At 68.9% G+C, this 4293-nt stretch carries 5 protein-coding genes; 1 reads left to right on the forward strand and 4 read right to left on the reverse strand.

The window, feature by feature from the left end; all coding sequences use genetic code 11:
* The 3 genes from AC04L7_RS13255 to AC04L7_RS13265 form a co-directional block, all read right to left on the reverse strand.
* A complete protein-coding gene (locus AC04L7_RS13255) occupies window positions 1–165 on the reverse strand; it encodes a hypothetical protein (RefSeq protein WP_475513175.1) in 165 nt (54 codons plus the stop codon).
* Window positions 166–240: 75 nt separating this feature from the next.
* Window positions 241–723: a tRNA (adenosine(37)-N6)-threonylcarbamoyltransferase complex ATPase subunit type 1 TsaE gene (tsaE, locus tag AC04L7_RS13260; RefSeq protein WP_435999330.1), complete on the reverse strand. Its 483-nt coding sequence runs from the start codon at window positions 721–723 to the stop codon at window positions 241–243.
* 48 nt (window positions 724–771) lie between these two features.
* Window positions 772–2244, reverse strand: coding sequence for an NAD(P)H-hydrate dehydratase (locus tag AC04L7_RS13265; RefSeq protein ID WP_435999332.1), 1473 nt, complete (start codon window positions 2242–2244; stop codon window positions 772–774).
* An 85-nt stretch (window positions 2245–2329) separates the two neighbouring features.
* Between AC04L7_RS13265 and queG the strand changes: the two genes are divergently transcribed.
* Window positions 2330–3403 (forward strand): tRNA epoxyqueuosine(34) reductase QueG, encoded by a 1074-nt coding sequence (gene queG, locus AC04L7_RS13270; RefSeq protein ID WP_436001046.1) that lies wholly within the window; start codon window positions 2330–2332, stop codon window positions 3401–3403.
* A 79-nt stretch (window positions 3404–3482) separates the two neighbouring features.
* On the opposite strand, the gene AC04L7_RS13275 is transcribed toward queG, so the two are convergent.
* A partial coding sequence (locus AC04L7_RS13275) for a glucose-6-phosphate isomerase (protein WP_475513176.1) occupies window positions 3483–4293 on the reverse strand: 811 nt, incomplete at its 5' end.

Consider the following 4293-nt stretch of genomic DNA (forward strand, 5'->3'; position numbering starts at 1 on the left):
CTAGTACTGTCCGGCGCCCACCAGTTCGATCTCTGCGCGGGTGCCGGTGCTGCCCTGGGCCAGGGTGACGCCGGTGACCTCTCCTGCGAGGAGCACGCACGGCGCGGCGGCCAGCAGGGCCGCAAGGGCAAGGCGCAGCAAGGTGGTGGGCATCCCCGGGCTCATGCCGCGGATTCAAGCACCATCGGCTCACGAATGCAAGGCGTTTTCCCTTAATAATCCGCAACCTGGCGGATGTTCCTAACCGGACTGGAGAGATGCCGCCTGCAACTGGGCCTTTGCCGTCATTCGTGCGATCCAGTGTTCGCCCACCGCGGATGCCCCGGTAAGCCGGGCCGAGCGACCCGCACCGGCGACTTCGAGTGCCACGTGCAGGTCGGCGGGCGGCAACGCCGCCGCGCCGCGCTCGGGCCACTCGACCAGCCAAAGTGCGGCAACCCCTTCATCCAGCCCCAGGAATTCGAGTTCGCCCGCATTGCCGATGCGGTAGAGGTCCAGATGCCAGGCCTCTCCTCCCTCGACGGGGTAACGCTCCACCAGCGTGTAGGTCGGGCTGCGGATTGCGCCCACCACACCCAGCGTACGCAGCAGCGCGCGTGCCAGCGTGGACTTGCCGGCGCCCAGGTCACCCTGCAGGTGGACGACAGCGGCCGCAGGACGCGTGCGGGCGAGTGATCGGCCCAAGGCCTCGGTGGCCTCGTTGTCGGGAAGGAACACGTGCATGCCGCGATTCTAAGCGCTGGCGCGACGGGTGCCATGCATGCACGGCCCTCAGGGATTGGCCAATCGCCGCAGGTGTGCGAACAGGTCCGACGGCAGCAACCCCCGCTGGCCATCCCACGCCGCGGCGTCCCCGGCCAGCGCATGCAGCAGCGCGCCGGCGCTGGCGGCGTCGAACGCCGCGAGACCCTGCGCCCGCAGGGCGGCGATGACACCGGTCAGGACATCGCCCATGCCGCCCACGGCCATGCCGGGATTGCCGGCAGCGACCACGCGCAACACCCCGTCCGGCGACGCGACGATGGTGCCGGCTCCCTTCAGGACGACCACGCTCGCATGACGCTGGGCGATCGCCCGCGCGGTGGCGAAGCGGTCGCGCTGCACGTCGGCCGTGGTGCACGCGAGCAAGCGTGCCGCCTCGCCGGGATGCGGCGTCAGCACGGCGTCCTGCAGCCTGTGCGGCGATGTCGCCAGCAGGTTCAGCGCATCGGCATCGATTACAGAGGGGATGTCGTAGCGCATCGCGTGCTGGAACAAGGCGCGCGCCCATTCGCCCTGCCCCAGGCCGGGGCCAACGGCGATCACGCGCGCCCGTTCAAGCAGGGGTACCAGCGCGTCCGTCGATTCGACCGCACGCACCATCGCCTCGGGCCTGCGCGCCAGCAGCGCCGCGACATGCGCCGGCCGCGTCGCCACGCTGACCAGGCCGGCACCCGCGCGCAGTGCGGCTTCGGCACACAGCGCAATCGCGCCCCCGCTGCCTTCGTCGCCGCCGATGCACAGCACGTGGCCGGACTCACCCTTGTGCGTGTTGCGTCGGCGCGGAAGCAGCCAGCGTGCGAGCGCGTCCTGCTCCAGCAACGACGCCTCCGCGGGAACGCCATCGAATGTCGCGACGGGAATCTCGAGGTCGTCGAACGCGAGTGCGCCCGTGTATTCGAGCGCATCGCCGGTGTACAGGCCTGCATGCCGCACGATGAACTGCAGCGTGCGCGTCGCCAGCACCGCCACGCCGGGCGTACTGCCGCGATCGGCATCCACCCCGCTCGGCACGTCGAGCGCGAACACGGGGACGGACTGCGCGTTGATCGCGTCGATCAGCGCCTTCGCTTCGTGCTCCGGCGCGCGCGACAGGCCGATACCGAACAGGGCATCCACGATGACATCGGCCTTCGGCAGCGCATCGTCGAAGAGCGTGACCTGCCCACCCGCGGCCACGTAATCGGTGCAGGCGCGCTGTGCGACAGGATTGCCCGGCACGTGCGAATGCAGGTGCACGACCTCGACCGCCCGTCCCGCGCGGCGCGCATGCCGCGCCAGGACATACCCGTCGCCTCCATTGCTGCCGGGTCCGCACACCACGACAATGCGCTGCGCCTCGGGCCAGTGCATCAACAGGTGCTGCCAGGCCGCCAGGCCGGCGCGCTGCATCAGCACGTAGGCATCGCCGCCGAGTGCCTGCGTGGCGCGCGCATCCAGTGCCCGTGCGGCGTGCGCGGAGTACAGGGGCCAGGTGCCGGACATGCGCGGATTCTAGGTCCGGTCCCGGTTGCGGGGAAGTGAACCTGCGGCCCCCTCCTATAATCCCCCCATGCCCGTTTCCGACCCCATGACACCCGCGCCCGATCCTGACGCGCTTGCCCGGCGCGTACGGGAGCTGGCCCGCGAGTTCGGCTTCCAGCGCTGCGGCATCGCCGGGATTGATCTGGGTGACGACGAACGGCACCTGCGCGACTGGCTGGCGCAGGGACTGTACGGGTCGATGGCATGGATGGCGCAGCATGGCGACAAGCGCTCGCGCCCGCAGGAACTGATCCCCGGCACGCTGCGGGTGATCTCCGTCGGGCTGGACTACGGCCGCAACGACAGCGACGACGCATGGGACACGCTGCAGGATGGCCAGCGCGCGTACGTGGCGCGCTACGCGCTGGGGCGCGACTACCACAAGCTGATGCGCAACCGCCTGCAGAAGCTCGCCGAACGGCTCCAGCAGGAAGTCGGCGCATTCGGCCATCGCGTGTTCGTCGATTCCGCACCGGTGCTCGAACGCGCCCTCGCGCGCAACGCGGGCCTGGGCTGGATCGGCAAGCACACCTGCCTGATCGACAGGGACGGTGGTTCGTGGTTCTTCCTGGGGGAAATCTATGTCGACCTGCCGTTGCCGATCGATGCGCCGGCGAGTGCGCATTGCGGCACCTGCACCCGCTGCATCGACATCTGCCCGACGCAGGCAATCACCGCGCCCTACCGGCTCGATGCGCGACGCTGCATTTCCTACCTGACCATCGAGCACGAGGGTGCGATTCCGGAAGACCTCAGGCCCGCGATCGGCAACCGGATCTTCGGGTGCGACGATTGCCAACTGGTGTGCCCTTGGAACAAGTTCGCCAAGCGCACGGACGAGCCGGACTTCCGCGCGCGCAATGAACTGGACGTGGCGACGTTGCCGCAGCTGTTCGCGTGGAACGAAGACGAGTTCCTGCGCCGCACCGAAGGCTCGGCGATCCGCCGCAGCGGGCACGAACGCTGGCTGCGCAACATCGCGGTGGCGCTGGGCAATGCGCCCACTACGCCCGACGTGCTGACTGCGCTCGAAAGCCGTAGGGAAGACCTGTCCCCGTTGGTACGCGAGCATGTCGCATGGGGATTGGCGCAGCACCGCCTGCCTGTGGGAGCGACGTAAGTCGCGAAGGGCGACAAGCCAAAGCTCGCGACTTACACCGCTCCCACAAACGATGGGCGAAGGCGGTATTGCAGGCAGCTCACCCGCGTGCAGCGATCTCCGCCAGCAGTGCCTGGGTCACCGGATCCTTCGCCTCGGTTTCGCCCTTGAGCGCCGGCAGCAGCCCGTTGGCCAGCTSCTTGCCCAGYTCCACGCCGAACTGGTCGAAGGCGTTGATGCCCCAGAGCACGGACTGGGCATAGACGCTGTGCTCGTACATCGCGATCAGGCCACCGAGCGACTGCGGGGTCAGCGCATCGAGCAGGATCATCGTGCCGGGACGACCGCCGGCATAGCTGCGATGCGGATCGTCGCTGGCTTGGCCATTGGCGAGCGCTTCGCTCTGCGCGAGCAGGTTGGACATCAGCGCGAGGTGGTTTTCCGCGTAGGGGTCGTCGTTGCGCACGGTGCCCACGAAGTCGAGCGGCACGATCTGCGTGCCCTGGTGCAGCGCCTGGAAGAAGCTGTGCTGCACGTCGGTACCCGCCCCACCCCACCACACCGGCACGGACTCGACGCCGACCGGGCTGCCATCCAGCTTCACCGACTTGCCCAGACTCTCCATCACCAGCTGCTGCAGGTACGCCGGCAGCAGCGCCAGGCGCTGGTCGTACGTCATCACGCCCTGCGCCGCATGACCCAGCACATTGCGGTTCCACACGGCCGTCAGCGCGTGGCGGACGGCGATGTTCTCGGCCAACGGTGCGCCGATGACATGCGCGTCGAAAGCCGATGCGCCCGCCAGCAGTTGCTCGAAACGGTCGAAACCGATCGCCAGCGCGATCGGCAGACCCACCGCCGACCACAGCGAGTAACGGCCGCCCACCCAATCCCACATGGGCAGCACGCGC

Source organism: Pseudoxanthomonas sp. LjRoot204_2 (assembly GCF_056175765.1).

What these genes read in the sequence shown, in the direction of transcription:
- AC04L7_RS13255 (WP_475513175.1), bottom strand. Translation starts at nt 165, where the DNA reads ATGAGCCCGGGGATGCCCACCACCTTGCTGCGCCTTGCCCTTGCGGCC.
- queG (WP_436001046.1), top strand. Translation starts at nt 2,330, where the DNA reads ATGACACCCGCGCCCGATCCTGACGCGCTTGCCCGGCGCGTACGGGAG.
- AC04L7_RS13265 (WP_435999332.1), bottom strand. Translation starts at nt 2,244, where the DNA reads ATGTCCGGCACCTGGCCCCTGTACTCCGCGCACGCCGCACGGGCACTG.
- tsaE (WP_435999330.1), bottom strand. Translation starts at nt 723, where the DNA reads ATGCACGTGTTCCTTCCCGACAACGAGGCCACCGAGGCCTTGGGCCGA.